This window comes from Nocardia sp. PE-7 (genome assembly GCF_030486425.1).
Taxonomy (GTDB): Bacteria; Actinomycetota; Actinomycetes; order Mycobacteriales; family Mycobacteriaceae; genus Nocardia; species Nocardia salmonicida_A.
In genome coordinates this window covers 6,443,592-6,469,109 of record NZ_CP129614.1, presented here as the reverse complement: position 1 = coordinate 6,469,109, position 25,518 = coordinate 6,443,592, and the positions used below count along the sequence as shown (strand labels likewise).

Annotated in this window: 23 protein-coding genes and 1 riboswitch; of the genes, 6 read left to right on the top strand and 17 right to left on the bottom strand. The window is 68.3% G+C overall.

The window, feature by feature from the left end; genetic code table 11:
• Positions 1-78: 78 nt before the first annotated feature.
• The 7 genes from thiC to QX204_RS30245 all read right to left on the bottom strand — a co-directional run bounded on the left by thiC (position 79) and on the right by QX204_RS30245 (position 9,129).
• A complete protein-coding gene (gene thiC, locus QX204_RS30275) occupies positions 79-1,722 on the bottom strand; it encodes a phosphomethylpyrimidine synthase ThiC (RefSeq protein ID WP_301903880.1) in 1,644 nt (547 codons plus the stop codon).
• Positions 1,715-1,841, bottom strand: a riboswitch (TPP riboswitch). (Overlaps the previous gene by 8 nt.)
• A gap of 73 nt (positions 1,842-1,914) precedes the next feature.
• Positions 1,915-4,170, bottom strand: coding sequence for an MMPL family transporter (locus QX204_RS30270; protein WP_301903879.1), 2,256 nt, complete (start codon positions 4,168-4,170; stop codon positions 1,915-1,917).
• Between the two features lie 136 nt (positions 4,171-4,306).
• On the bottom strand, positions 4,307-5,485 hold the full coding sequence (gene fahA / locus QX204_RS30265) for a fumarylacetoacetase (protein ID WP_301903878.1): 1,179 nt from the start codon (positions 5,483-5,485) through the stop codon (positions 4,307-4,309).
• On the bottom strand, positions 5,482-6,684 hold the full coding sequence (locus QX204_RS30260; protein WP_301903877.1) for a homogentisate 1,2-dioxygenase: 1,203 nt from the start codon (positions 6,682-6,684) through the stop codon (positions 5,482-5,484). The genes fahA and QX204_RS30260 overlap by 4 nt, the downstream gene beginning before the upstream one ends.
• 73 nt (positions 6,685-6,757) lie before the next feature.
• On the bottom strand, positions 6,758-7,567 hold the full coding sequence (locus QX204_RS30255) for an exodeoxyribonuclease III (RefSeq protein ID WP_301903876.1): 810 nt from the start codon (positions 7,565-7,567) through the stop codon (positions 6,758-6,760).
• A 22-nt stretch (positions 7,568-7,589) separates the two neighbouring features.
• On the bottom strand, positions 7,590-8,549 hold the full coding sequence (locus QX204_RS30250) for an N-acetylglutamate synthase, CG3035 family (protein WP_301903875.1): 960 nt from the start codon (positions 8,547-8,549) through the stop codon (positions 7,590-7,592).
• Positions 8,539-9,129, bottom strand: coding sequence for a peptide deformylase (locus tag QX204_RS30245; RefSeq protein ID WP_301903874.1), 591 nt, complete (start codon positions 9,127-9,129; stop codon positions 8,539-8,541). Before QX204_RS30245 ends, QX204_RS30250 begins: the two co-directional genes overlap by 11 nt.
• A 172-nt stretch (positions 9,130-9,301) precedes the next feature.
• On the opposite strand from QX204_RS30245, the gene QX204_RS30240 reads away from it, so the two are divergent.
• The 5 genes from QX204_RS30240 to QX204_RS30220 all read left to right on the top strand — a co-directional run bounded on the left by QX204_RS30240 (position 9,302) and on the right by QX204_RS30220 (position 13,580).
• The gene (locus QX204_RS30240) at positions 9,302-9,637 is read left to right on the top strand and encodes a nucleoid-associated protein NapA (RefSeq protein ID WP_301903873.1); all 336 of its coding nucleotides are present in this window, start codon (positions 9,302-9,304) and stop codon (positions 9,635-9,637) included.
• Between the two features lie 42 nt (positions 9,638-9,679).
• Positions 9,680-10,237 (top strand): LytR C-terminal domain-containing protein, encoded by a 558-nt coding sequence (locus QX204_RS30235; protein ID WP_301903872.1) that lies wholly within the window; start codon positions 9,680-9,682, stop codon positions 10,235-10,237.
• Positions 10,238-10,326: 89 nt separating this feature from the next.
• Positions 10,327-11,022 (top strand): superoxide dismutase[Cu-Zn], encoded by a 696-nt coding sequence (locus QX204_RS30230; protein WP_301903871.1) that lies wholly within the window; start codon positions 10,327-10,329, stop codon positions 11,020-11,022.
• A gap of 12 nt (positions 11,023-11,034) precedes the next feature.
• The gene (locus tag QX204_RS30225) at positions 11,035-12,177 is read left to right on the top strand and encodes a glutamate--cysteine ligase (protein ID WP_301903870.1); all 1,143 of its coding nucleotides are present in this window, start codon (positions 11,035-11,037) and stop codon (positions 12,175-12,177) included.
• A 50-nt stretch (positions 12,178-12,227) separates the two neighbouring features.
• Positions 12,228-13,580, top strand: a complete 1,353-nt coding sequence (locus QX204_RS30220; protein WP_301903869.1) for a phosphatase PAP2 family protein — start codon at positions 12,228-12,230, stop codon at positions 13,578-13,580.
• Here QX204_RS30220 and mnhG read toward each other — a convergent pair.
• The 8 genes from mnhG to QX204_RS30180 all read right to left on the bottom strand — a co-directional run bounded on the left by mnhG (position 13,577) and on the right by QX204_RS30180 (position 23,163).
• Entirely contained in the window at positions 13,577-13,879 is a 303-nt protein-coding gene (mnhG, locus tag QX204_RS30215) for a monovalent cation/H(+) antiporter subunit G (protein ID WP_056814841.1), read from the bottom strand. The genes QX204_RS30220 and mnhG overlap by 4 nt on opposite strands.
• A complete protein-coding gene (locus QX204_RS30210) occupies positions 13,876-14,136 on the bottom strand; it encodes a monovalent cation/H+ antiporter complex subunit F (protein ID WP_301903868.1) in 261 nt (86 codons plus the stop codon). Before QX204_RS30210 ends, mnhG begins: the two co-directional genes overlap by 4 nt.
• 2 nt (positions 14,137-14,138) lie before the next feature.
• The gene (locus QX204_RS30205; protein ID WP_301908155.1) at positions 14,139-14,675 is read right to left on the bottom strand and encodes a Na+/H+ antiporter subunit E; all 537 of its coding nucleotides are present in this window, start codon (positions 14,673-14,675) and stop codon (positions 14,139-14,141) included.
• 8 nt (positions 14,676-14,683) lie between these two features.
• Complete coding sequence (locus QX204_RS30200) at positions 14,684-16,279, bottom strand: Na+/H+ antiporter subunit D (protein ID WP_301903867.1); 1,596 nt, start codon at positions 16,277-16,279, stop codon at positions 14,684-14,686.
• Positions 16,276-16,659 (bottom strand): Na(+)/H(+) antiporter subunit C, encoded by a 384-nt coding sequence (locus tag QX204_RS30195; protein ID WP_301903866.1) that lies wholly within the window; start codon positions 16,657-16,659, stop codon positions 16,276-16,278. Before QX204_RS30195 ends, QX204_RS30200 begins: the two co-directional genes overlap by 4 nt.
• Complete coding sequence (locus tag QX204_RS30190) at positions 16,656-19,445, bottom strand: Na+/H+ antiporter subunit A (protein WP_301903865.1); 2,790 nt, start codon at positions 19,443-19,445, stop codon at positions 16,656-16,658. The genes QX204_RS30195 and QX204_RS30190 overlap by 4 nt, the downstream gene beginning before the upstream one ends.
• Before the next feature lie 114 nt (positions 19,446-19,559).
• Positions 19,560-20,837 carry a hypothetical protein gene (locus tag QX204_RS30185; RefSeq protein WP_301903864.1) on the bottom strand — a complete coding sequence of 426 codons (1,278 nt, stop codon included), beginning with the start codon at positions 20,835-20,837 and terminating at the stop codon, positions 19,560-19,562.
• A 76-nt stretch (positions 20,838-20,913) separates the two neighbouring features.
• A complete protein-coding gene (locus QX204_RS30180; RefSeq protein WP_301903863.1) occupies positions 20,914-23,163 on the bottom strand; it encodes an AAA family ATPase in 2,250 nt (749 codons plus the stop codon).
• A gap of 77 nt (positions 23,164-23,240) precedes the next feature.
• Between QX204_RS30180 and QX204_RS30175 the strand changes: the two genes are divergently transcribed.
• Entirely contained in the window at positions 23,241-23,705 is a 465-nt protein-coding gene (locus QX204_RS30175) for a hypothetical protein (protein ID WP_301903862.1), read from the top strand.
• Between the two features lie 4 nt (positions 23,706-23,709).
• On the opposite strand, the gene QX204_RS30170 is transcribed toward QX204_RS30175, so the two are convergent.
• Positions 23,710-24,057, bottom strand: a complete 348-nt coding sequence (locus QX204_RS30170; protein WP_301903861.1) for a UBP-type zinc finger domain-containing protein — start codon at positions 24,055-24,057, stop codon at positions 23,710-23,712.
• Positions 24,050-25,516: an ATP-binding protein gene (locus QX204_RS30165; RefSeq protein WP_301903860.1), complete on the bottom strand. Its 1,467-nt coding sequence runs from the start codon at positions 25,514-25,516 to the stop codon at positions 24,050-24,052. The genes QX204_RS30170 and QX204_RS30165 overlap by 8 nt, the downstream gene beginning before the upstream one ends.
• Positions 25,517-25,518 lie beyond the last annotated feature (2 nt).

The following is a 25,518-nucleotide window of genomic DNA, read 5'->3' as shown; positions in this document are numbered from 1 at the left end:
CGCGGTGCTCGGAGTGAGCGGTCGACGCCCGTCCGATCTGCGAGATCGGGCGGGCGTCGACGATGGTGGAGCGGTGGGTCAGGAGACGACCGGGAGGTACACCTTGCTGCCATGGTCGGCGAACTCGGCGGACTTCTCGGCCATGCCCGCCTCGATCGCGGCCACATCGGTGAGTCCCTGCTTCTCCGCGTACTCGCGCACGTCGGCGGAGATGCGCATCGAGCAGAACTTCGGACCGCACATCGAGCAGAAGTGGGCGGTCTTGGCGGGCTCGGCGGGCATCGTCTCGTCGTGGTACTCGCGGGCGGTGTCGGGATCGAGCGAGAGCGCGAACTGGTCGTGCCAGCGGAATTCGAAACGGGCCTTGGACAATTCGTTGTCGCGGTCCTGGGCGTGCGGGTGCCCCTTGGCCAGGTCGGCGGCGTGGGCGGCGATCTTGTAGGTGATCACGCCGACCTTGACGTCGTCGCGGTTGGGCAGGCCGAGGTGCTCCTTGGGTGTGACGTAGCAGAGCATCGCGGTGCCCGCCTGGGCGATGATCGCGGCGCCGATGGCCGAGGTGATGTGGTCGTAGGCGGGCGCGATATCGGTGGCCAGCGGGCCGAGGGTGTAGAACGGCGCCTCTTCGCAGAGCTCTTCCTCGAGCTTCACGTTCTCGACGATCTTGTGCATCGGCACGTGGCCGGGGCCTTCGATCATCACCTGCACGCCATAGGATTTCGCGATCTTGGTGAGCTCGCCGAGCGTGCGGAGTTCGGCGAACTGGGCCTCGTCGTTGGCGTCGGCGATGGAGCCGGGACGCAGGCCGTCTCCGAGGGAGAAGGTCACGTCGTACTTCGCCAGGATCTCGCACAGCTCACGGAAGTGCGTGTACAGGAAAGATTCCTGGTGATGCGCCAAACACCAAGCGGCCATGATGGATCCACCGCGCGAGACGATGCCGGTGACGCGCTTGGCGGTGAGCGGGATATAGCGCAGCAGCACGCCCGCGTGCACGGTCATGTAGTCCACGCCCTGCTCGCACTGCTCGATCACGGTGTCGCGGTACATCTCCCAGGTGAGCTTGGTGGGATCGCCGTTCACCTTCTCCAGCGCCTGATAGATCGGAACGGTGCCGATCGGGACCGGGGAGTTGCGCAGGATCCACTCGCGGGTCTCGTGGATGTTCTTGCCGGTGGACAGGTCCATGATGGTGTCGGCGCCCCAGCGCGCGGCCCACACCATCTTCTCGACCTCTTCGGCGATCGACGACGACACCGCCGAGTTGCCGATATTGGCATTGATCTTGACCAGGAACTTCTTGCCGATGATGGTCGGCTCCAGCTCCGGGTGGTTGTGGTTGGCCGGGATCACCGCGCGTCCGAGGGCGACCTCGTCACGCACCAGTTCGGGCGAGACACCCTCGCGGGCGGCGATGAACCGCATCTCGGGGGTGATGATGCCCTGGCGTGCCCAGGCGAGCTGGGTCGGCGGGCCGTCGACGGCGGGGGTGTCCCATTCGTCACGCAGTTTCGGCAGGCCCGCTTCGAGGTCGATCACCGCGTTGTCGTCGGTGTAGGGGCCTGAGGTGTCGAAGACATCGAAGCTGTCCCCGTTGGTGAGGTTGATGCGACGAACCGGGATGCGCAGGCCGTCTACCTCCTGGTAGTGCTTGACGCTGCCCTGGATCGGACCGGTGGTGACGGTGTCGACCGTTCTGTCAGAAGACGTGTTCGAGCCCACGGTAGTTCCTCCCTACGCCGGCATTACCCGGTCAGGTTCATACGGTCGACGGCCCTGAGCGCCCGATATGGGCTAGCCATCCTCTCAGCCCGCTGGTGCGAGCCCCCGTTGGTGTGAATTGCCCCGCCGACGTTACCCGCCGGGGATCGCGACCCGCCCGGGGACAGCCGGACGGGTCGCGCGCGAGGCTCGCTACACCGACGCCGAGTCGAGCTGTTTCGGCGCGTCGGGTGTGCTGTCCTCGGCCTCGTCGAGCCCGAACTTGTTGTGCAGCACCACGAGCGGCTTCGGCGCCCACCAGTTCCAGGTGCCCATCATCCGCATGAGCGCGGGGGCGAGCAGGCCGCGGATCACTGTCGCGTCGCTGATCACCGCGAGCGCGCAGCCGAGGCCGAACAGCTTCATCATCGACACACCCGAGGCGGCGACGCCGAGGAACACGATGCTCATCAGCAACGCGGCGGCGGTGAAAATTCGCCCGGTGCGGGCCACGCCCATCGCGACGGCCTCGGTATTGCCCTCGGTGGTCTTCGGCCCGGCCAGCCATTCCTCGCGAATCCGCGACAGCAGGAAGACCTCGTAGTCCATGGACGCGCCGAAGGCCAGGCTGAACATGAGGATGGGCATGGCCAGGTTGAGGGTGCCGGTGGCGGTGAAGCCGAGCAGCCCCGACAGGTGGCCTTCCTGGAAGATCCACACCATCGCGCCGAAGGTCGCCGCCAGCGACAGGATGTTGAGGATCAGCGCCTTCACCGGCAGCACCACGCTCCCGGTGAACAGGAACAGCAGCACCAGCGTGGTGAGCGCGATCAGCGCGCCCGCCAGCGGCAGTTTGCCGGTGATTGCGTCGACCGAGTCCTGGTTCAGCGCGGCCGGGCCGGTGATCAGGGCTTTCGACGGGGCGGGCACGGTGCGCAAGGTGTCGAGCTGGGCGCCGCCCGCGTCGGAGTAGGGGTCGAGTGTGGTGGCCACCGACAGGTAGGCGCCGTGCTGGGCGTCGGTCATCTCCGGCACGCCCGCCGCCACCCGCAGCCCGTTGCGATACACCGCCGCGCTGCTGAGAACGGCCGGTACGTCGGGCACCTTGGACAGGTCGCGGGCGTAGGTCTCGAGTTCCGCTGTACTGCCACGGAATTCGGGCAGCACGATGGTCGCACTCGACGCGAGGTCGGCGTCGAATTCGGTGCGAAGGATGTCGCCCACTTCGCGACTGGCGACATCGGTGGGCAGCGACCGGTCGTCGGGATAGCCGAACTGGACACCGAGGAACGGCGAGCCGAGCAGCAGCAGGAACGCGGTGGTGGCCAGCGCGATCGACAGCGGCCGTTTCATCACGCCGGTGACCAGGCCGTACCAGAACGTCTGACGCGGCGCCTTCTCCGTGCCCGGAGCCAGCCGGAACAGTCGGCGCATCGGCGCGCGCAGGTCGCCCGCGTCGATGCGATCGCCGACCAGGATGAGCAGGGCGGGCAGCACGATCACCGCGGCGGCCGCCGCCGCGGCGACCACGGCGATGCCCGCGTAGGCGAAGGACTTGAAGAAGTACTGCGGGAACACCAGCAGTGCCGACAGCGACAGCGCGACGACCAGCGCCGAGTACACGACCGTGCGACCGGCGGTCTGGATCGCGCGGGTCACCGCCGCGATCGGGGTAGCGCCTCCGGTCAGTTCCTCGCGATAGCGGCTGACGATGAACAGGCTGTAGTCGATCGCCAACGCCAGTCCGAGCGCGGTGGTCATGTTCAGCGCGAAGATCGACACGTCGGTGAGGGCGGTCAGCACGCGCAGAATGCCCAGCGAGGCGGCGATGGCGAACAGCCCGATCGCCACCGGCAACGCGGCGGCCATGAGGCTGCCGAACACCAATGCCAGCAGCAGACCGGTGATCGGGATCGCGATCGCCTCGGCGATGATCAGATCCTTGCTGATCTGGGTGTTGATGTCGGCGAAGGTGGCGGCGAGCCCGCCCGCCTTGATCGTCACCGGACCGCTTTCGACCTGCAGTTCTTCGGTCAGCTTCGCCGCCCGAACGGGCAGTTCGGCGTCGTCGCCCTCGATGCTCGCCAGGATCAGCGCATGGTTGTGATCCTTGCTGAGCATGGCCTGTTTGAGATCGGGCCGCGCGGTCCAGTACGACTGCACCCCGCTCACCTCGGGATGCGCGCGCAGGACGGCGATCGCCCGGTCGGCGGCCTCGCGCGCGGCGGCGGAGTTCGCGACATCGTCGGTGGAGACATCGAGGACGTAGTTGGGCTCGCTACCGGGGAAGTGCTCGCTCAGGTATTGGCTGGCCTGCACGGAATCGAGATCGGCGGTGACGAACCCGCCCGATTTCATGTGCGAGTGCACCGTGGCGCCGATCGCGCCACACAACACCATCAGTAACACTGCGACCGCGACCACCAACCGTGGTCGGGCAACGGCGGTGCGGGCGATTCTCGTCAACATCGTCGGGTGCCCTCTGTTCGGAAACGTTCGAACCGTCACCGTAACCCTGATCGATTCCGCCCGATACCGCCTCGGGGTGGAGGTGTGTCAAGTATCATCTCCGCCCCAGGGTGGACGCGCGACAGATCCGCTGGGGCTAGCCGGAAGTGGGCAGGATTCGGCCACCGACCTCGCCGAGGCCGATCCGTCGTCTCTCGGTGCCCGGCGCGGTGGCGGTGATCGTCACCTGGTCACCGTCGGCCAGGAACGTGCGTGCCTGGCCGCCGACGGTGATGGATTCGGTGCCACCCCAGGATAATTCGATGAAAGACCCGCGTTGCGACGGCTCCGGTCCGGAAATCGTGCCGGAGGCGTAGAGGTCACCGGTGCGGATCGACGCGCCGTTGGCGGTGAGGTGGGCCAGCATCTGGGCGGGGGACCAGTACATGCGCGAATAGGGCGGGCGCGCTACGACTTCGCCGTTCCAGGCGACCGTGAGGTCGATATCGAGGCCGTAGTCGTCGGCGCCGCGCAGGTACGGCAGCGGCTCGGGATCCTGTGCCGGGAGCGGCACCCGTGCCCGCGTCAGCGCGGAAAGAGGCGTGATCCACGCCGACATCGACGTGCTGAACGACTTGCCGAGGAACGGCCCGAGCGGCTGGTACTCCCAGGCCTGGATATCGCGGGCCGACCAGTCGTTGACCAGGGCGACGCCGAAGACGTGCTCGGTGAACTCGTCGACGGTGACCGGTACGCCGAGCGTGGAGCCGGTACCGACGACGAAGCCTAATTCGGCCTCGATGTCCAGGCGCTCGGACGGTCCGAAATCAGGTGTGCCGGACGCTGCGCGGCGCTGTCCTCGCGGCCTGATGACCGGCGTCTCCGAGACGACGACGGTGCCCGCCCGGCCGTGGTAGCCCACCGGTAGGTGGCGCCAGTTCGGTAGCAGCGGTTCACTATCCGGACGGAAGAGTTTGCCGAGGTTGGTGGCGTGGTCGATGCTGGCGTAGAAGTCGACGTAATCGCCGATCCGCACCGGCAACGCCATCCGCACCGAGGACACGGGGTGTACCGCATCGACCGGCAGCGCGGTGTCGGCGAGTTCGCGCAGCCTGTCGCGGACTTCGCGCCATCGGTGACGACCCTGTGCGAGAAAGGCATTCATGTCCGGACGGGCGAACACCGAATCGTCCAGCAGTGCGGCCAGATCGAGCACAGCATCGCCCAATCGGGCCCCGACCCGGAATTCGCCGCCGGGCGGTGCGAAAACGCCGTAGGGCATGTTCTCCGCCCCGAACAGGGAATCGTCGGGGACCTCCACGCGCAGCGGACTCATCCGAGCCCCGGCCCACGACCCGACCAGGTCCACGCGTACGCCGGATCTTCGCAGGCCAGCGCGCCCTCGCCGAGTTGCAGCGGCCGGAACGTGTCCACCATCACCGCCAGTTCGTCGAAGAACTCCGCCCCGATACTGCGTTCGTACGCGCCGGGTTGTGGGCCGTGGGCGTAACCGCCCGGATGCACCGACACCGAACCCTGGGTGATGCCGGAACCTTTGCGTGCCTCGTAGTTTCCGCCGCAATAGAACATGATCTCGTCGGAATCCACATTCGAGTGGTAGTACGGCACCGGAATCGACAGTGGGTGATAGTCGACCTTGCGCGGTACGAAATTGCAGACGACGAAATTGGTGGCCTCGAAGGCCTGATGTACCGGCGGCGGCTGATGGACGCGGCCGGTCAGCGGTTCGAAATCGGCGATATTGAAGGTGTACGGATACAGACAGCCGTCCCAGCCGACGACATCGAACGGATGCCTCGCGTAGGTCATCCTGGTGCCGATCACCTCGTTGCCCGCACGATGTTTGACCAGTACCTCGACGTCGGTGTCGCCGACGAGCAGCAATTCGAGTGGTCCGTGCAGGTCCCGCTCGCAATACGGCGCATTCTCCAGCAGCTGACCGAATTTCGAGAGATAGCGTTTGGGCGGGGTGATGTGGCTCGACGCCTCGATCACGTACGCGCGCAACGGTTCCTCGCCCATCGGCAGCCAGCGATGGGTGGTCGACCGCGGCATGAGTACCTGATCGCCCTGGTGTACCGGCAGGATGCCGAACACGCTCTCCACCACGGCCGCACCGGATTCCACGTACACCAGCTCGTCGCCGATCGCATTGCGGTACAGCGGTGACGCGCCCTTGGCGACCACGTACGAGATCCGCACATCGGCATTGGCCAGTAGCAACCTGCGTCCGGTCACCGGGTCGACCGTCGTGGCCGTATCGCCGGGGAACAGCAGAGGTAGCCGCAGATGGCGGTGGTGCAGTGGGTGATTCGGCGTCAATGTCTGGTCGGGCAGTTCCCAGACGGTCGCGTCGACGATGGCGGGCGGTAGACCACGGTGATACAGCAGCGAGGAGTCCCCGGAGAACCCCTCCTCGCCCATCAGCTCTTCGTAGTAGAGGTTGCCGCGCTCATCCCGATGCTGCGTGTGCCGCTTCGGCGGCACCGTTCCGACCCGGCGATAGAACGACATAGAGCCCACCTCCCGCTACGTTGCAGGCTGAAACTTCTCCCTCCAACGTAACCGAGAACGCTCGGCAGGTCCGTCAGAATTCGGCGATCACCGGCGCGTGGTCGCTGGCGCCCTTTCCCTTGCGTTCCTCGCGGTCCACCGAGGCGTCCTTGATCCGGTCGGCGAGGGCGGGGGAGGCGAGGATGAAATCGATGCGCATGCCCTCCTTGCGGGGGAAACGCAGCTGGGTGTAGTCCCAATAGGTGTAGACGCCGGGGCCGGGGGCGAACGGGCGCATCACGTCGCGGAAGCCGATATCGAGCATGGCCTGGAACGCCTCGCGCTCGGGGGCGGAGGTGTGGGTCTTGCCGACGAACAGCTCCGGCGCCCAGACATCGTCGTCGGTGGGGGCGATATTCCAGTCGCCGACCAGCGCGATCTCGGCCTGTGGGTTCTCGGCCAGCCAGCCCGCCGCCTTCGCGCGCAGGGTCGAGAGCCAGTTCAGCTTGTAGGTGTAGTGCGGGTCGGCGAGCGTGCGGCCGTTGGGCACGTAGAGACTCCACACCCGCACCCCGCCGCAGGTCGCGCCGAGCGCGCGCGCCTCGACCACCGGCGATTCGATCAGCGAATCGCCGGCGTCCTTGTCGAAGCCGGGCTGATCGGGGAAGGCGAGCTCGACATCGGTGAGCCCGACCCGTGACACGATCGCGACCCCGTTCCACTGATTGAGCCCCACGTGCGCCACCTCGTACCCGGCGGCCTCGAACTGCTCGAAGGGGAACTGATCGTCACGGCACTTGGTCTCCTGCAACGCCAGCACGTCGATGTCGTGGCGGTCCAGGAAGGCGATCGCCCGATCGACGCGGGAGCGGATCGAGTTGACGTTCCAAGTGGCGAGACGCACGGAAGTGACGGTCCTTTCGAGACTAATGACTCTGGGGGGCGGCGTAGCGATAGGCGTGGTGTTCCAGGAAGCCGAGTTCGCGGTAGAGGGCGAGCGCGCCGGAGTTTCCGATCTCTACCTGGACGTAGGCGTGGCTCGCGCCCTGCTCGGCACCCCACCGGATCAGTTCGGCGCACAGCAGCGCGCCGAGTCCGTTGCGGCGGTGCGCTGACGCCACGGCCACGCAGGTGAGGCCCACCCAGCGCCGGCCGTCGGGGGCGGTGGTCACCGCGCCGCGGCCGATGGCCAGGGGCTCGGGCAGGCCGAGTGAGGCGAAGCCGAGGGTGCCGTCGAGGACCGAGGTGAGCACGGCCCGGTCCGGTTCGCGCACGGCGGGGTCGAGGGGGATCTCGCCGCGGTAGCGGTGTGTCCGCAGCCATCCTTCCTCGGGCTCGGTGCTGATCCGGACCATCGACGGGCCTTGTGGCAGGACGAAATTCGCGATGTCGAGCCCGAGGACCACGGTCTCGCTCCAGGTGTTCCAGGTCGGCGGGACAGGGGCGAGCCGGTCGGGCAGTTGCAGCAGCAGCGGCAACCCCTGACTCGTGTACCAGTCCGCGATCTTGTGCATGGTGTCGATCGACAACACCGCGGGCATACCCGACTCACCCAGCGGCACAGCCGAATTCGCGCGCCCGGTGTAGCCGTTACCCGCTCGCACCAGCCAACCGTCGATCCACAGGTGAGCGCTGCCCGGCCACGCCATGGCCGCCGCGGTCTCCAGCGACCGGATCTCCTTGGTTCGAATAGGCCGGGGCCCCAGTGCTTTCAACGCGACGACGCGATCGGCGGCCACCGACACCAGCTCACCCTCGGCGGTGCGCACCGCCGGCGGCTCCAGTGACACCAGTTCGCCGATCACATCGGTGAGCGGTTGGGGATAACCCGCGGGCAGCTGGTACCGCATCACCACCCGCCGCCCGAGCGGAATGTCAGTCGTCATGACCGAACGGATCCGGAACTGTTCCCGGGATCCAGCTCAAACCCGGTGTGCCCCAGCCATTTCGCTTGATCGCCTTCTTGGCGGCGCGGGCATTGCGGCCGATCAGCACGTCGACGTAGAGGAAACCGTCGAGATGACCCACCTCGTGCTGCAGCATGCGCGCGAAGAAGCCGGTGCCCTCGAGTTCGACGGGCTCGCCGTTCTCGTCGGTCCCGGTGACCTTCGCCCAGTCCGCGCGACCGGTCGGGAACTGCTCGCCGGGTACCGACAGGCAGCCTTCCTCGTCGTCATCGGGGTCGGGCATGGTCTCGGGGATCGCGGAGGTCTCGAGCACCGGGTTCACGACTGTGCCCTTGCGGCGAACGGGGTTGCCGGTCGCGTCGAAGTCGGGGCAGTCGTAGACGAACAGCCGCTTGCCGACGCCGACCTGATTCGCCGCGAGGCCGACACCCTTGGACTCCGCGAGAGTGTCGTACATATCCGCGATGAGCTCGGCCAGCTCCGCGGGGGTCTCCGTCACCTTCGCGGTGGGGTTGTGGAGAACGGGGTCACCGACGATCACGATCGGGAGAATTGCCATGCCCGCCATTATCGCCGCTCGGGTGGGCCGATGATCGGCGGACCCCTGTGGGCCGCGCCACCTCTACTGGCCTTCAGTCAACACGCCGTGACATGGGTCGAAGGATCGGGCGAACCCATGGTTGAATGACGACGGTATTCACCCATCTCGTGATACTCGGCGAGGGAGCAAGATGGACGGCGCAGCAGCTCGGGATGTCTCCGGGATCTCCGACGGCCCCACTGCGGGCGAACAGGATTCGGCGGCTGACGAGAGCTCCGGTCTGAGTCGCCGCGAACTCGACATCCTGGACTTCGAGCGCAAATGGTGGAAATACGCCGGCGCCAAGGAAGACGCGATCCGCGAACTGTTCGCCATGTCGGCCACCCGGTATTACCAGGTGCTCAACGCGATCGTCGACTCCGAGGCAGCGCTGGCGGCCGATCCGATGCTGGTCAAGCGGCTGCGCAGGCTGCGGGCGAGCAGGCAGAAGTCGCGTGCCGCGCGCAAACTCGGTTTCCAGGTCTGACATGCGGGCCACACACCCGCCGTTGCGGCTAGGGTTGGGCGGGTGAGCAACCCGAACCCCACTCCCGGCGGCCCGCCGTTGCGCGCGCTGGCGATGGTGTTGATCGCGCTGGCCATCGTCTTCGCCGGTCTGGGTGCGATGTCGCTGTCGAACTCCGATGCCCAGGCATCGGATACGGAGACCGAGACCACCACCTCCAGCGCGGTCGCGCAGGCGCCGGCCACCACCAAGCCCGCGCCGACCACCACCAGCGCGGCCGCCCCGACCACGACGACCTCCGCCGCCCCGACGACCACGACCGCGATCACGACTCCCGCGGCGGGTACGGCGGATCAGGCGGTGTCGGTGCGGGTGCTGAACAACAGCCTGGTCGCCGGCTTGGCGGCGCGCACCGCGAGCGAGCTGACCGCCGCGGGCTGGACCAATGTGAGCACCGGCAACTACAACGGCGCGAACCTCACCACCACCACCGTGTACTACGGCGGCGGCGCGGACGACAAGGCCGCGGCCACCGCGATCGCCGAGCAGGTCGGCGGGACGGTCGCGCCGAAGACGGGGGACACCGCACCCGGTGTCGTCGTCGTGCTGACCGGTCGCTGAACGAGGCGCGGCACGCGGTGCCGTAGGCCGTGTCGCCGCTGTGGCATCATCTTGAGCGGTATAGCCCCAGTCCGATAAGGAGTCTCCTGATGGCCACGTCGACAACACGTCGCCCGTCCTGGCGCATTGTGACCCCGGTGCTCGCGGTCGCCGCGCTCGGGCTCGCAGCCTGCACCAACAGCCAGGAGTCGAGTGACGTCAAGGGCACCACGCCGCCGGTGTGGACCAGCTCGGCGGCGCCCGCGGGTGAGAGCGGCGGCCACGGTGGCGGTCACGCCGCATCGTCGGCGACCGCGGCCCCCGGCCACAGCGACGATCACGGTGGCGCGGCAGGCGGCCTGAAGGCCCCGCTCAAGAACAGCGCGGGCGCCGAGGTCGGCACCGCGACCATCGTGCAGGAGGGCAGCCACTTGGTCGTCACCGTCGAGGCACGCGGCCTGACGCCGGGCTTCCACGGTCTGCACTTCCACCAGAACGGTACCTGCGAGGGCGACTTCGCCTCGGCAGGCGGGCATCTGCAGGTCGGCGCCGCCACCGCGCACCCGGCCAGCGGCGACCTCACCTCGCTGCAGGTCGGCGCCGACGGCACCGCGAAGCTGGTCACCCGGACCGACACGGTCACCCTCGACAACGTCAAGGGCAAGGCCCTGATCGTCCACGGCGGCGCCGACAACTTCGGCAACATCCCCCCGCGCTACACGCGTGAGGGTGGCACCGGCCCGGACGAGACCACCCTGAGCACCGGTGATGCGGGCGCCCGCGTGGCGTGCGGCGTCGTCGGTTAGCGAGGTACACCCATGGCCGGGGCATTCGAGTCGGTTTCGTTTCGCGGTTCGCCCCGGCCGACCATCGGCATCGAGTGGGAGATCGCGCTCGTCGACAAGGTGACGCGTGATCTGTCCAACACCGCCTCGACGGTGTTCGAGGCGGTCGGTGACCTGCGCGCGCACGACGGCACGCAGCAGGTCACCAAGGAATTGCTCCGCAACACAGTCGAATTGGTGACCGGGGTGCACGACACGGTCGGCGGCGCGGTGGAAGACCTGCACGGCACCATGAACGCGGTGCGGCGCGCGGCCGATCCGCTCGGTGTGGACCTGTTCTGCGCGGGCACCCACCCCTTCGCGCAGTGGTCGACCCAACAGCTCACGCGCTCACCGCATTACGACGAACTGATCGAACGTACCCAGTGGTGGGGCCGCCAGATGCTCATCTGGGGCGTGCACGTGCATGTGGGAGTGTCGCACCGGGACAAGGTCTTTCCGATCCTGAACTCGCTGTTGCTGTCGTATCCGCATCTGCTGGCGCTGTCGGCGTCCTCGCCCATGTGGTCCGGGGACGACACCGGGTACGCGAGCAACCGGGCACTGATGTTCCAGCAGTTGCCGACGGCCGGTCTGCCGTTCCAGTTCGAGAACTGGCGTCAGTTCGAGGGTTTCGTCCACGACCAGATGAAAACCGGCGTGTTCGAACAACTCGGCGGCATGCACTGGGACATCCGGCCCGCGCCCAAATGGGGCACGATCGAGGTGCGGGTGTGCGACGGCCTGTCCAGCCGGGCCGAACTGGCTTCGGTGGCCGCGCTGATCCACTGCCTGATCGTCGACCTGGACCAGCGCCTCGAGAACGGTGAGGACCTGCCGACGCTGCCGCCATGGCATGTGCAGGAGAACAAGTGGCGGGCCGCGCGCTACGGGCTCGACGCGATCGTGATCGTCGACGACGCCAGCAATGAGCGCTTGGTCACCGACGATCTGACGGACCTGCTCACCCGGCTCGAGCCGACCGCCAAGCGTCTCGGCTGTGTCGACGAGCTGGCCGCCGTGGGCGACATTCTCCGCCACGGCGCCTCCTACCAGCGGCAACGCCGGATCGCCGCGCAGACCCAGGGCGATATGGTCGCCGTCGTCGACGCGCTGGTGCGCGAGCTGGATCAGTAGCGTTCAGCTGCGCGGGGAGTAGGCGTTAACCCGCCGTTTACGATGGCTGGATGCTTGTCGAACATCCGCGCGCCGTTGCGGGGGGTGCCACCCTCGGTTCTCGTCTGCGCGAGCCACGCGCACTCGCCGTGATCGGGGTGGGCGCAGTGCTCGCGCTGCTGGTCGGATTGCAGATCGTCGCCTCGGTGAACGGTTTCGACGGTCCATTGGCCAGCCTGGCTCGTGACTTCGTCGGTACGCCCAAGTCGATGTCGGTGCCGTGGGCCGGGCTCGTGCTCGCCCTCGTCGGGATCTCCACGCGCCGCCGGGTGATCGCGCTGGCCGCCGCGATCGGGATCGACGCGGTGTGGGTCGCGCTGCGACTCATCGACGGCAAGCCGTTCACCGTCGGCAACGGGCCGACGATCGTGCTGGCCGCGCTCGCGGTCGTCGCGGCGGTGCGGTGGCGGGGTCGTGAGCGCGGTGACGCGTTGAAGGCCGTGGCACTCGGTGCGCTGCTGGTGTTGGCCACCAAGGTCGGCGATGTGTGGTTGCACCTGACCTCGGCGCTGCGGCCGACCGTGCTCGACGAGTACGCGCTGCTCGCCGATCACGCGCTCGGTGACCCGTCGTGGGTGGTCGGGCGGGTGCTGGATGTGCTCGGGCCCGAGGTGTACGCGGTGCTGCACTGGGTCTACATCGAACTGCCGGTGGCCGCGATCGCGGTGGCGGTGTGGCAGCTGCGCAAGGTGGTCACGACCGGACAGTGGCCGAGCCACTATCTGGTGCGCACCTTCCTCGTGCTCGGTCTGGTCGGACCGCTGTTCTATGTGCTGTTCCCGATTGTCGGGCCGATGTTCGCGTTCGGGGCCGACGGGCACGGTTTCCAGGTGGGCAACTTCTGGCCCACCGCGCTGCCTCCGCTCGACTCGAATCCGGCCGCGCTGCCGTTCGACGAGTTCACCCCGCGCAACTGCATGCCCTCGATGCACACCGCGTGGGCGCTGTCGCTGTTCATCCATACCCGCCGCGATGTCGACGGCTCGCGCGCGCCGATCTGGATGCGCTGGGGCGGGGCGTTCTGGCTGGCCGCCACGGTGACCGCGACGCTGGGGTTCGGCTATCACTACGGCGTCGACCTGGTGGCGGGCGCGGTGCTGTGCCTGACCGTCGAATCGGCGTTGCGCGCGCCCGAGCGGGGCTGGGGCGCGTTCCGGATCCGGTTGGTCGGTTTCGGCACGGCGGTGTTCGCGGCGCTGCTGCTGTCCTACCGCTATCTGGCGGTGCCGATGGCGGAGTACCCGGTGGCCGCGGGCGCGATCGTCATCGGGCTGTTGGCCGCGGTGGCCGTCGCCTTCCACAACACCTGGTTCGCCAACGCCCCCGAACCCGCCATCGAACGCATCGCGACGCCCGCCGTTTAGAACAACCCGTCGCGGTGGCGCTGTTCTCGGTAGGCGGTGCGGCCGATGAGATGGGCGACGACCGGGGCCGTGATGATCGTGAACAAGCCTGTGAGGACGAGCATCCAGACGTTGATGTCGTCGCGGATGTCGATGCCCGTGCCGACGAGCACCAGCAGCAGGCCGACTACCTGCGGTTTGGTGGCCGCGTGCATGCGGGTGAGGGTGTCGGGGAAGCGGACGATGCCGATCGACGCCGTGAACGCGAGTGCGCAGCCGGTCAGGATCAGGACCGCCGATACCCATTCCCACCCGCTCACCGGTCGTCCCTGACCCGGAATCGGGTGACCGCGGACGAGCCGAGGAAACCGACGAGCGCGAGTGCCACGATCGCCGGGATCACCGTGGTGTCGTCGCTGTAGGCGGCCCAGACCGCGAGCCCGGAGGCGGCGATGGCCATCAGCGAATCGATGCCGACCACCCGGTCGAGGGTGCTCGGTCCCGCGAGTACCCGGTAGCTGGTGATCACCGCGGCGGCGGTGAGCAGGACGGCGGCGATGACGGCGACGACGGTCATGGTTACACCTCCGGTAGGGGGTCGACGCGGCGGCGTTCGTTCGGTCGTTCGAAGGCCTTGATCATCAGGTGTTCCAGACGCCGGGTGGTGCGGTAGAACTTCGCGACCGCTTCGTCGCTGCCCACATCGAGCACATGGACGTAGACCACGCAGCGCTGGCGGTCGAGTTCGAGGACCATGGTGCCGGGGATGAGATTGAGCAGGTCGGTGCACATCACCAGCACCAGATCGGACTGGATGCCCAGATGCACGCGCAGCACGCCCGAAACCGGCGGTCCGCTGGGCCGCAGCGCGAACCAGGCCACCTGCAGACTCGATTCGAGCGAGTAATAGACGCTGACAGCGATCAATTCGAGGAACGAGAGCGGATGGAAGCGCCCGGCCACCGGGACCGACGGCAGTGGCAGCGCGACGATCACGATCAATGCGACCACGACACCGGCGAGCGCGTTGGCCAGACTCCAATCCCCCCAGAGCGCCACCCAGACGGCGGTGAGCCAGAGCAGTACGCCGAGGCGGAGAGCGTTGTCGCGGTGAATGAATCGGCTCATCGTTGCTCCGGTCCGAGCACCGAGTCGATGTAGACCGACGGGTGGTCCAGGTCGACGGCGGCGCGTTCGGCGATGCCGAGGATCGGCCCGGCGAACACGGTGAGCGCGAGCCCGGCGCTGACGAGCCCGACGGTGGCCAGCACCATCAGTACCGGCATCCGACCGGGATCGGTGCGGTCCTCGTAGTGCACATCCTGTGAATCCTCCACCAGCGTCGGCAGATTCGCCGCGGTGAGATGGCCCTCGGGCGCCTCTTCGCGCGGTCGCCAGAACGCTTTGCTCCAGACCCGCGCCACCGCGTAGAGCGTGAGCAGGCTCGTGACCACCGAACCCCCGACCAGCACCCAGGCCAGGACGCTGCCGTCGGCGGCGCCGGCTTCCAGGAGCGCGACCTTGCCGATGAATCCCGAGAACGGCGGGATACCACCCAGATTCAGGGCGGGGAGCAGGAACAGCACGCCGAGCAGCGGACTCGCGGTGGCCAGGCCGCCGATCCGTCGTAGCGACACCGAACCGGCTTGGCGTTCGATCAGTCCGACCGCGAGGAACAGCGCGGTCTGCACCAGAATGTGGTGTGCCACGTAGAACACCGCGCCGGTGAGCCCGGCGGTGGTGGCCAGGCCGATGCCGAAAACCATGTAACCGATGTGGCTGATCAGCGTGAACGAGAGCAGCCGCCGGATATCGGTCTGCGCGATGGCGCCGAGGACGCCGATGAGCATCGTCGCCAGCCCGCACACCAGCAGGATGTCGTCGAACGCGCCGTCGGGGAACCAGAGCGTGTGGGTGCGGATGATCGCGTACACACCGACTTTGGTGAGCAGACCCGCGAATACCGCGGTGACCGGCGCCGGCGCGGTGGGATAGGAGTCGGGCAGCCAACTCGACAGCGGGAACACCGCCGCCTTGATCCCGAACGCGACCAGCAGCACCGCGTAGCAGGCGGTGCGCACGCCACTGGGTGTCGCTTCCAGACGCAGGGCCAGCTGCGCGAGATTCAGGGTGCCCGTCGCCGCGTAGGTTAGGCCGATGCCGATCAGGAAGATCAGCGACGACAGCATCGACACCATCACATAGGCGATGCCGGTGCGGATGCGTTCCTCGGTGGCGCCGACGGTGAGCAGCACGAACGAGGCGACGAGCAGGATCTCGAAGCCGACGAACAGGTTGAACAGGTCACCGGCCAGGAACGCGGTCGACACGCCCGCGGTCAGGATCAGGTAGGTGGGACGGTAGATCGAGGTCGGCTGGTGCTGGTCACCGTCGGAGATATTCTGTCCCGCACCGTAGATGGACACCACGAGCAGCACGAAGGCCGAGACCAGCAGCATGGCGGCGCTGAGCCGGTCGACGACGAGGGTGATGCCGATCGGGGTCGGCCAGCCGCCCACCTGTACGGCGGTGGTGCCGTCGCGGTCGGCGAGGTACAGCAGCAGCCCGCTGATCACCAGCACCACCGACAGTGCCGTCAGCGTGATCATCGCCTGCAGGCGCGGGCGTCGGCCGAACACCAGGGTGGCCGCGGCGGCGAGCAGCGGAACCAGCACGGGCAGTGCGGCGACGGCGGGCAGCAGATCCGGGGACAGGGTCACTGTTCGGGATCCTCGCGTTCGCGCCGAGCGGCGACCTGGGCGTCCTCGGGGTCGTTGCTCACGTCTTCGGTGGTGGTCAGCATGTATGCGCGATAGGCCAGCGCGAGGACGAAAGCCGCCAAGCCCATGGTGATCACGATCGCGGTGAGCACCATCGCCTGTGCGAGCGGATCGGCCATGCCGTCGGGGGAGGTGTCGGGGCTGCCGAGGATCGGTGGTTCCCCGTCCGGGCCGCCCATCGTGAGGATCAGCAGGTTCACCGCGTTGCCGAGCAGGATCATCCCGAGCAGCATCTTCGACACCACCCGCTCGAGCAGCAGGTAGACACCGCACGCGGTGAGCACGCCGATCGTGACGAGAAGAACGAGGTTCGCGCTCATCCGAGCTCCTTGTCCAGGCGGGCGCCGAGGCTGCGCAGCACGTCCAGCACCAGCCCGACGACCACCAGATAGACGCCGAGGTCGAAGAACAGGGCGGTGACCAGTTTGATGTGGCCGAGCAGCGGCAGCGTCACCTCGATGATCGCCGAGGACAGCGGAGGCGCGCCGAGCAGCAGCGATGCGGTGGCGGTGCCCGCGGCGAGGGCCAGGCCCGCGCCGAGCAGGTGTCCGGCGTCGACCGGCAGGGCCTCGCCCAGTTCGTATCGGCCGCCCGCGAGGTAGCGCAGGGTCAGGGCCAAACCGGCGACCAGACCACCGGCGAAACCGCCGCCGGGCGCGTTGTGGCCGGAGAAGAAGAAGTACACCGACAGCACCATGATGGTGGGGAAGACCAGGCGAGTGGTGATCTGCAGGACCATCGAACGGTCGCGCCGGTCGAGCAGGCGCGCCGCGGGCAACCAGCTCACCGCGTCGGGGTCGTAGTTCGGTGAGTCGGCGGCGCGCGGCGCGCTGCCGAAGCGGCGGCTGCGGAAGACCAGCGACGCCACGCCGGTCGCGGCGACGACGAGCACCGAGATCTCGCCGAGGGTGTCCCAGGCGCGGATGTCGACCAGCAGCACGTTGACCGCGTTCTTGCCGCCACCCATCCGGTAGGCCGCGTCGGGGATGGCCTGCCAGATCGGGTTGCCGTGTCTGGCGGCGATGGCAAACGCGGCGAGCACGGGGACGGCGATGCCGACGCCGATGGCCAGCAGTGCCCGGCGGAATTTGAACGCCGTGCCCTGGCTTTCGGCGATCTCGGCGGGGAACGCGCGCAGCACGAGCACGAAGACCACCAAAGTCAGTGTCTCGACCAGGAATTGGGTCAATGCGAGGTCGGGGGCGCCGTGCAGCGCGAAGATCACGCCGCAGCCGTAACCGGTCACTCCGACCACGAGCACGCTGGCCAACCTGTTGCGCAGAACGGTGGCGGCCAACGCCATCGCGATCATGATCGCGCCGATCGCGGCCTGCAACGGGGAATCCCACAGTCGCAGTTGCACTCCCGTCCGCGTACCGACGGCGAGCAGGATCGTCGGCAGCACGATGAGCGTGCCGAGGATGGTGGCCTGGCTGGCAGGCAGCGAGCCGGACTGCACAGTTCCGGTGATGCGCAACGAAAGCCGGTCCATCGCGCGCAGGGCCGCGTCGTAGTTGCGATCGGCATTGCCCAGGCGCGGGTGTGCCGGTTCACCGATCCGGCCGCGGATCAGGAACAGCGCGACACCGGCCGCGACGATGACCACCGTCAGCGCGAGCGGCCCGGTGAAGCTGTGCCAGAGGGCGAGATGGGTGTCGAGGACGCCGGGCAGCGACTCGGCGTAGGGGCTCAGCCATCGATCGACGGCCTTGGTGTCGAGGCCGCCCGCCAGCCCGGCCACCGCGAGCACCGCGGGCGGACCGAGCAGCAGCGCTCCGGGCGCGTGCCAGGTGATCTCGCGCTCGGGATCGGCGGTGATGCCGAAGGCGCCCCAGACGAATCGGATGCTGTAGGCCACGGTGAACGCCGAACCGACCGTGACCCCTGCCAGCAGGGCGAATCGGACCGTTGGGCTCAGCACGTCGGCCGACCACAGCGCGCCGAGCGCCGACTCCTTGCCGACGAATCCGAGCAGCGGTGGCAGTCCGGCCATGCTGAGTGCGGCGAGCACCGCGATCGCGCACAGCACCGGCGCGCGCTGCCCCAGCCCGGACAGCCGGCGCAGATCTCTGGTGCCCGCGCCGTGGTCGATGATGCCGACCACCATGAACAGGCACGCCTTGAACAGCGCGTGCGCCACCAGCAGCGTGAGCCCCGCCAGCGCCGCGTCGGGGGTGCCGATACCGACCATCGTGATCATCAGACCCAACTGGCTGACGGTGCCGAACGCGAGGACCAGCTTCAGATCGTGCACCTGGATCGCCCGCCACCCGGCGAGCAGCATCGTGACGATGCCGAGCGGCAGGAGCATCAGATGCCACGGCGGTGTCTGCGCGAGCGCGGGCGCCAGCCGGGCCACCAGGTAGATACCGGCTTTCACCATCGCGGCGGCGTGCAGGTACGCGCTCACCGGCGTCGGCGCCGCCATCGCACCGGGCAACCAGAAATGCAGCGGCACGATCGCCGATTTGCTGATCGCCCCGAGCAGTACCAGGCCGATCGCCACCGACACCGCGCTCCCCGACGGAACAGCGTCGGCCGCGAGCACGTCCGAGAGCAGGAAACTGTCGTAGCGGAGCCCGAGGATCACGATCCCGACCAGCATCGCCAGCCCGCCCGCACCCGTCACCAGCAGCGCCTGGATCGCGGCCCTCCGGCTGACCGAACGTTCGGCGTAGTGGCCGACGAGCAGGAACGACAGCACCGTCGTGATTTCCCAGAACACGTACAGCAGCAACATGTTGTCGCTGGTGACCAGCCCGAACATGGCGCCGGCGAATCCGGTCAGCTCGGCCGCGAACACGCCGAGCCGGGCTTCGTCACGCTCGAAGTAGCGGCCGCAGTAGGCCAGGATCAACGCGCCGATGCCGAGCACCAGCGTGCACATCACCGCGGCGAGGGAATCGAAACGCAGATCGATGTTCATCGAGATCTGCGGCGCCCACTGCACCTGCGTGCGCACGGTGTCTCCCCAGTGCGCGATCACCCAGCCGAGGCTGCCCAGTGGGACGAGCGCCAGCAGATAGAAAGCGTTGCGGCCCAGCACTCGTACGCACAGCGGGGCCAGCAGGGCGGCCAGTGCGTGAACGAGCAGAACGGCTAGCAACTCCCCCTCCGTCGGGTAGGTAGCGGTCGAGTAGCGCGCCCCGATCCTACGGGCGCGAGCGGGGTGTTCGGCGACACCGAGGTTGTCGCGTCGGCCATGTCGCGTGCGGTGTGGCTATGGCTGACTCACGCGCGGCGGCGTGGCGGGCCGGATCTGGTACAGCATCGCGAGTCCGACGGCGGAGCCGACGGTGACGGCCAGCGCGACCTGGCCGGGCACCCGCTCCGACACCGCGACGGCGCTGGTCGGCCAGTGTCGCCGATCGGTGGGAATCGCCCACAGGATCGACGGCAGATACAGCGCACCGAGCCCGAGCATCGCGCTCGGCAGGTAGCTGACCCGCAGCGAGCCGATGGCGAAACCGGCCACACAGGTCAGCAGCATCACCCCGGCCGTCCATACGAACGCCCAGGGAAGGTATTCGGTCAGCGCGGCGAAACCGCAGATCACGGCGGCGCCGAGCAGCGCGCCCCACGGTGACGGCCAGCGCAGGCCCGCCAGGATGGCTCCGACACCGACGACGAGAACAAGGAGGAGATGCCAACCGAGACTCGGCGCGTCACCGAGCGAATCGGCGGCCGCGGCCACGCTCACGGCGACGAGGACGCCGGCGCCGTCACGGGCGGGCAGCAGCGCGGCGGCGGCGAACGCCGCCACGAGCGTGACGACCACGGCGAGCGCGATCCGCCACGAATTGCCCTGACGTTCGTCGAACTCGCGGCTGAGCCAGTCGGTGGCGATCAGCAGCGACAGCGACAGCACGGTGGTGGCGATGATCGGGGTGATCGGCAGATCCGCCGCCATCCGCGGCACCGCGGGCAACATGATGCCGTGCCGGTGTCGCGCGGTGTTCACCGCGAGCAGCACGACCGCGGCGCCGATGAGCCAGTACGGGGTGTGCACGGCTTTGTCCGCCGTCGCCGTGGTGTTCGTGGTGAACACCGCGACGACTTGGCCGTAGACGAACACGACAAGGACCCCGAGCCCGAAACCGACCGCGGACCAGCGCATCCGCCACGCGCAGATGCACAGCGCGCCGAACAGCACCCCGCCACACAGCGAATCGATGTAGTTCTGGGTGGTGAGTACATCGGCGGAGGTCATCGCCCGCCCGATGAAGTAGTTGATCGCCAGCGCCGCCGCCCCACCCGCCGCGGTGAGCCAGATCAGCCCCGGCCGGGTGATCGGCCTGGACAGCACGGCGACCACGACAGCCACGATGAGACCGAGCGCGGCCGCGCGGGGAACGCTGTTGATCAGGCTGGTGACGCGGTAGGGGGAGTCGATCGCCGAATCCTCACCGAAGCTGAACGGGAGGAACAGCGACATCCCCGCGGCCGCGGCCCCGGCGAACGCCGTGACCGCGTCCAGACCATCACCGATCTTGGGCACCGTGCCGACGATACCGGCGACTACCCCTCCCACCTGGGATGTCGTGTCCGGACACCAAGGCGGCGAGTTACCGAGATCAAGCCCTGCTCTCGGCGTAGCGGCGCAGCGATTCGACCTGCGCGGGGTCCAGGGACGGGCGCACGGTGGCGCGGGCGGCGGCCACGTCCTCGGCGGTGACGTCGGCGGCGGCCATATCGCGGCGCAGCGCCGAGAGCGCGGCTTCGCGGAGCAGGGCGGCACAGTCGGCGGCCGAATAGCCGTCGAGATCCTCGGCCAGGGCGGCCAGGTCGACGTCCTCGGCGAGCGGAACCGAGCGGCCCGCCGTGCGTAGGATCTCGAGCCTGGCCGGGCCGTCCGGCGGTGGGACGAAGACGAGGCGGTCGAGTCGGCCCGGGCGCAGCAGTGCCGGGTCGATCAACTCGGGGCGGTTGGTCGCGCCGACCACCACCACATCGCGCAAGGGCTCGACACCGTCGAGCTCGGTGAGCAGGGCGGCGACCACCCGGTCCGACACCCCGGAGTCGCTGCTCTGGCCGCGGCGAGGCGCGAGCGCGTCGACCTCGTCGAGGAAGATCAGCGACGGCGCCGAGTCACGGGCTCGCTGGAACAGTTCGCGCACCGCGCGTTCCGAGGAACCGACCCACTTGTCCATCAGCTCAGCACCTTTCACCGAATGCACGCTGAGCTGACCCGTACCGGCCAGTGCCCGCACGAGGAAGGTCTTGCCGCAGCCGGGCGGCCCGTAGAGCAGGACGCCGCGCGGCGGTTCGACGCCGAGGCGGGCGAACGAGTCGGGGTGGCGCAGTGGCCACAGCACCGTCTCGGTGAGCGCCTGTTTGGTTTCGACCATGTCGCCGACGTCGTCGAGGTCGAGCGATCCGATCGCCAATTCCTCTGTCCCCGAACGAGACAGCGGACGGATCACATCGAGTGCGCCGATCAGGTCGTCCTGGGTGAGCGCCGGTTCGGTGTGTTCGCGGCTGGCTCGGCCTGCCGCGCGCACTGCCGCTTCCCGGCACAGCGCGGTCAGGTCGGCCACCACGAAACCCGGTGTGCGCGCGGCGATCACCTCGAGATCGAGTTTTCCCGCGGGTACTTTGCGGAGCAACTGTTCGAGCAACGCCCGTCGAATCGCGGCGGTCGGCAGCGGAAGTGCCAGTTCGCGGTCGCACAGATCCGGTGCCCGTAGCCGCGAATCCACCTGTGTCGGATGGGCGGTGGTGGCCAGCAGGGCAACGCACGGCGCACGCACCGCGGCCCGCAGCTGGTCGAGAATGAGAGTGGCGACGGGGTCGGCCTCGGCGGGCAGGAGTGCGTCGATATCGGTGATCAGCAGCACGCCGCCCTGTCCGGTGGCGACATCGGCCACCGCCTCGGCGACCTCGCGCAGCCGGGTGCCGCTCTCGGTCGCGCCGACGCTCGGACCATCGAGTTCGATGATGCGACGTGGTGCGGCAACAGCTTTGGCGAAGGTGGCCTTGCCGCCGCCGGCCGGACCGGTGATGAGCACGCCGAGGTGCGCCGGTGCGCCGAGGGTCTTGAGCAATTCGGGTTCGTCGAGCGCCAAGCTCAGCCATTCGGCCAGCTTGGCCGCCTGGCTCTGCACCCCCGCGAGGTCCTCGATCTGGACCGGCGTGCTCCCCGAACTCGCGGCGGCGGAGTTTTGCTGATCCGACCCCGGAACCCCTTGCTGCCCAGCCGCGCCGGACCCGGTTCCCGCAGGCTGTCGCGTGTCGCCGTCGCGTTCCAGGGTGTGCTGGATCGCGGCCGCGCCCGCACCCCAGCCGACGGCCGAATTCGTTTGCACGCTCACCGGTCCCGGCATCGGCTCGATCGCCGTCACCGTGAGCAGTTCGGTGGTCCAGGCGATGCCGAAGGCACGCGAGAGCGCCTGCGTGGCCGCCGAGGAGCTGATGTCGGGTCCGAGATCGCGCGGCAGCAGCGACACCGTGTCACCCACGGTCACCACTTTGCCGAGCAGCGCCTGCCGCAGTGTGGCCGCCGCGATGCTGGCCATCGCGTGCGCCGAGCCGCTCAACGAGATCTGTCTGGCGCCGAAGACCGTCACCGGGGCCACCGTCACCGCCGCGTTCTCCCGCAACCCCACGTTCGACAGCGTCACGTCATCGAGCAGGGCCACTCCCGGCGGACTGTCCGCGGGCGCCTTCGCCACCACCGCCGCGGTCCTGCGCGCGCCGATCAGGGCGATGCCGTCCCATTCGCGCAGACCGAGCGCGGTGAGCGTCTCGGGGTGCAAGCGCACCACCCCGCGGCGGGCATCGGCTGCGGAGGGGTTGAGCCGGGCGGTGAGCGAAAGTTCAGCCACCGCCCCATTCTGCCGCGTTGCGGCGCGATCAGGAATCGATAGGCAGACCGCAAGGTCAGACGGCCATTCTGGCTGGCATGACGAACTATCGCCGCAAGTCGGTACGCTGCACCGGACGCGCCGGAGGTGCCGGCGCCGCGATCTACCGGGGAAAGCAGCAGATGAACCGAATCTCCCTCGCCGTTCTGGCAGCCGGGGCACTGACCCTGACACTGGTCGGGTGTGGTTCCGGCGACGACTCCGCCGACGCGAACGGGCTGCGCAAGGGCACGCCGAGCTCCAGCGCGCCCGCCACCACGCCAGCGCCCTCCTCGAGCGCGGCGCCGACCTCGGCCACCCCGAGCGCCGACATCACCTGCACGCAGTTCAAGTCGCTGGACGCGGACGGTGAGAAGAAGGCGATCGACAAGCTCCTCGCGGAGAATCCCGGTGGGCCGTTCGAGGGCAGCCCCAATGTGGCGCTCAGCACCGTGAAGCTGGTCTGCCTCGTTCCGTCCAATGCCGACAAGCCGGTCGCCGACGCCGCCGGGATGAAGCCTTAGTCGCTCAGCTCATGAGTGATTGCCAGTTCGCCGGCACGCGGGAGGCGGGACCGGGCACGGACTGATCAGTCGGATGGTTGGTCGGCGGGGCCAGTTCGGGACCGTCGCTGTACATCTCTCCGGTGGAGAAGTTGTAGAACCAGTCCTCGCCCGGTTCGTAGCTCTGCATGAACGGGTGCGCGGTGGCCTCGAAATGCTTGGTCGCGTGCTTGCTGGGGGAGCTGTCGCAACAGCCGACGTGCCCGCATTCGGCGCAGCGACGCAGGTGCACCCACCAGCCGCCGCTCTCGTCGCACTCGACGCAACCGGCGCCGCTGGGCGGCACGCTCGGATCGATCCCCGCTTCAGACATCCAGACCTCCTGTAGTAGGTGTGCTGACATCCTCCGCCGCCGGTCGCAACGGCAGGCGGACGATGAACCGTGTGTTGCCGGGTTCCGACTCGACCCGGATGTCACCGTTGTGCTTATTGGCCACGATCCGGAACGAGATGTCGAGGCCGAGGCCGGTGCCGTCGCCGACCGGTTTGGTGGTGAAGAACGGCTCGAAGATGCGACCACGCGCCTCGGGCGCAATGCCAGGGCCGGTGTCGCCGATTTCGACGGCGGCGCAGTCGTTCTCCTTGAAGGTGCGGATCGTCAGGGTGCCCTCGCCGCCCATCGCGTAGACGGCGTTGTCGATCAGGTTGGTCCACACCTGATTGAGTTCGGCGGCGAAGCAGGGGATCGGCGGCAGGCTGCGGTCGTAGTCCTTCACCACGCGGACGCCGTCACCGAGTTTGCGGTTGAGCATCACCAGGGTGGAATCGAGCAGTTCGTGCAGGTCGACGACCTGATACGGCGCGCGATCCATCTGCGAATACTGTTTGGCCGCACCGACGAGGGTGGAGATGCGGGTGGTCGAGTCGAAGATCTCGTTCATCAGCAACTCGGTCTCGATGGTGTAGTTCAGCCAGCGCACGGCGCCCTCGAACACCGGGGCCTGGCAGGCTTCCAGCGTCGCGTGCACGCCCTCGAGCCAGTCGGTGTCCAGGCCCGCTTGTACGAAGGTCGGCGCCAGATTCCAGCCGTCGGCGATGCCGCGCTGCTCGAACCAGTCCGCCAGCGCGTCCTCACGATCGGCGGCTTCCAACGGGCTGAGGTCGGGTGCCTTCGCGACCTGGTCGGCGGCCTGCTCCTGCATCTCGACGAGCTTGACCAGCGCGTCGGCGGGGAATTTGCCCTCGGCCATCATCTTGAGTTTGTGCCGCATCCCGGCCACGCGTTCGCGCAGGCCGGAGGTGGCGCGCACCGCGGCGGCGGCGGGATTGTTGAGCTCGTGGGTGAGCCCGGCCGAGAGCGAACCGAGGGCGAGCAGCCGTTCCCGCTCGGCGATCCGCTGGCTCGACTTCTGTCCGCCGAAGAACGCGCCCTCGAGCAGGTGCACGGCCATCGGGAACCACTCGTGCATGATCCTGGCGAAATCGGCCGCGTCGATGACCAGGAACCGGGAGCGGCGCAGCACGTACATCGAGCCGTTGTAGTCCTGGTTCGCCCGATCGCCCAGATAGGCCATCCAGGCGCCCGCGTACACCCCGCGATGGTCGGTGCGGTTGATCTCGATCTCCACGCCACCGGACAGCTTGGTCAGCCGCACCTCGCCGTCGATCAGTACGTAGAAGCAGGTGGCCGGTTCGCCCTCGCGGAACACCGGGCCCGGGTCGACGTACTCGATGCGCCCGATCTCGCATAGTTCGGCGAGCTGGGTCTCGTCGAGTTTCTCGAACAGGAACAGCGTGCGCAGTTCTTCCGGATCGCAGATCAACGAACTCATCT